Raw genomic sequence first — 2,516 nt, 5'->3', positions numbered from 1 at the left:
ACATCGAGATGTTCTACAATCCAAAACGTCGGCATGGCTTCAATGAGAAGCTTTCACCGGTCAATTTTGAAAAGCGGTATTTTGAGAGGCTCGCGAGTGTCTAGCAAACTCGTGGCGATTCAAGGCGGGTTTCTCGTTCAACCACGCCACATCCCCTTGATCGACTGTTAGACGTACTCGCCCATGAGGCAAGGCCTCGTAATGGATCGTTCCTTTCGATGTCATAACATAGAGAGCTACAGCGATAGCATCTCGCTCGCTTTCAAATATCTTTGAAACAGCGACATGGCTCATCATTCACTCCTGAAATTTCTAGTGGGTTCCGCCAGAAGTCCGACATCGGTATCGCCTTAATTGTGCCGGTGATGATGAATACCTAATTCTCGTGCCTATGGACCGCTCTGCACTATTCCAGCTCACCCGTCATGTTAACGTGCGCGTGAAATCATGATACGCTTCTTGCCTTATGCTCAGATCGCGACCTTGCGGTACCGCGCATCCGGCAAATCGATCACAGCGTCACTGTCCTACGTCGAAGTAAAATTGCCAGTTGTCGAAATCAGCACCGCACCACAAGAAGTCTTGTCCCCATCGTAAGCAACCGCTTTACCATTTACCGTATGCTGAGCGTTTCCGCTCACGATTGAGCAGTTCTGGTGACCGGATATAGGACACATACATTTGTCGCCAACCAGCGCCACCGCCTTACCGTCCACGGTGATATGCGGAGCGCCGCTTTCGATTACTTGTCCACCGTGCGACGTTGGATCATTTACTCTAATTACGTTTGGCATTTAGGTCTCCAAACTAAATCACTGATCCTTGCAGGATCAGTGACGTGTTATTGGCATATGGCTACCAGCTGAATGAATCAATTTACCGGACGACGGCGCAAGCTTGATGATATTTTTTCCCACAACGCAATCGCTTCCGTATCGGATAGGCTTGAGTTAACCGGGTTTCCAGGTCGGCCAAGGCCGGTATCAAGTTCTAAAGTTAGACTCGGCAAATAAACGTCGTTCTTATCCTCCTTTGACTCCCACATGAAGCCATGTACTTTAGCTCCGTTTAACTCATCTACTCGCGCAAGTACCTCTTCTCCGGGTACACCGTTTAACGAACGAGCACCACCACGCAACCGATGGAATCGTGAGGAGTATTCATGCTGTATGTTGCTATCGGCATCTCGTTGCAGCAACGTTCGGCCGACGCTGATTCCTGCAGAGGTGCTCAGCGAAATTGCTAAATCGGGATGCTCTTCGACACCGAGGAAAATGGAAGTTGATTCGCGATGCTCTACCGTGAGCGGATCCAGAATGAAGCCATGATCAATACAAAACCCACGCTCCATGGGTAGCTGCTCTTCAGGTAGGGCACGAAGCTGGTAAATTATTTTTTCAAGCTGATCGATTTGCGTTGGACGCCGAAAATCAGCCTTGAAATCATAGCTGATGTCCTCTGATCTAACCAAAGCGTCGATTGCTACCGTCTCTGAAATCATCTCTTTCCCAGAACTTATGAGAGTTGTCCATTTCCGGTCAAACATGAATATTTTCCCATGTATCTTATCCCTTTTGACTTCACGCTCGACTTCAATTGAGGCTCCTCCGCGTTCGTTTTGGCTGCTTGTCAGCATGTCTTTTCTTTTCTGAATTCGCAGGCGAAATTCTTCATCACTTTCTTGAATAGTCGAAACACACCATCCAGCGATAGACGAAGGACGATAGGTGACTACAGCATGCCGGGGAACATCCACGACAAATCGTCCGACGCAGACTGATTTTATCGGCATCAAGGCAATTTTTTCGTCCATTTTTGGTACCTTTGTTCGATGATTTAAACCCGAAAAAGCCGCCAGCGCGCATAGACAAAACATGGCAACAAAAGTGATTCTTATGTACGGCGGGCTCATATAACTTTTTGAAGGAGCTTTACTATGAGATGCTGAGTCAAGGCTAGCATCGCTTCATTTTTGTAAGCACCTTGATGGTCATAACCTAGTGTCTCAAATACATACGGAACTTTTCCTATTGGACCTTGGCCCGAACCGACCGGGACCGTACCGTCGCCAGGACTATCTTGGGTACTCGGTTCAAAAAATAGCATAGGACCTTTAGTTATCGAAACATTTCGAGCTCCGCCGAAAGTACGACTAGTGAAAACGCCGGTTTGCAGGTGGGCGGGTGCTACCGCCTTCGAAGATGTCGCGATCCACTGATAGTTGCCAAATGAGCGCTGCGTAGGATCTGCACAATAAAAAGCGGCAGTATTGGGATGGTAGTAAGTGTGAAGTAGCTTGGTATGAAATTTTTCTGCTTGATCAACAGCGCGTGCGACCTTTTCTGCAATCGCACCTTCGAATTTTTTGGCGGGGTCAGCTAAGGCGAGATCAATTGAGGTAGCCTGAGACTTACGGACACTTCCATTTGATAAACTTGTCAAAGGGAGTGAAAACATGAAATCAACAACATACACGCCGGAGTTCCGGGCCGAGGCGGTCAAACTGGTGCTGGCGC

General features: G+C 48.1%; 2 protein-coding genes and 1 pseudogene. All 3 read right to left on the bottom strand.

The features are described from left to right. Positions 1-527: 527 nt before the first annotated feature. Positions 528-794 carry a PAAR domain-containing protein gene (locus GW587_RS30915; RefSeq protein ID WP_166108749.1) on the bottom strand — a complete coding sequence of 89 codons (267 nt, stop codon included), beginning with the start codon at positions 792-794 and terminating at the stop codon, positions 528-530. 77 nt (positions 795-871) lie between these two features. Further along, complete coding sequence (locus tag GW587_RS30910) at positions 872-1,813, bottom strand: T6SS immunity protein Tli4 family protein (RefSeq protein WP_166108748.1); 942 nt, start codon at positions 1,811-1,813, stop codon at positions 872-874. 95 nt (positions 1,814-1,908) lie between these two features. Then, a pseudogene (locus GW587_RS30905) lies at positions 1,909-2,516 on the bottom strand (hypothetical protein); the annotation flags it as partial.

Source organism: Duganella aceris, from assembly GCF_011090165.1.
GTDB classification, from domain to species: domain Bacteria; phylum Pseudomonadota; class Gammaproteobacteria; order Burkholderiales; family Burkholderiaceae_D; genus Rugamonas; species Rugamonas aceris.
The sequence above is the reverse complement of the archived record's forward strand: the minus strand, read 5'-3'. Positions and strand labels throughout refer to the sequence as shown.

Bases quoted from the DNA above. Each gene is read 5' to 3' on its own strand.
- GW587_RS30915 (WP_166108749.1), bottom strand. From the start codon at position 794: ATGCCAAACGTAATTAGAGTAAATGATCCAACGTCGCACGGTGGACAA.
- GW587_RS30910 (WP_166108748.1), bottom strand. From the start codon at position 1,813: ATGGACGAAAAAATTGCCTTGATGCCGATAAAATCAGTCTGCGTCGGA.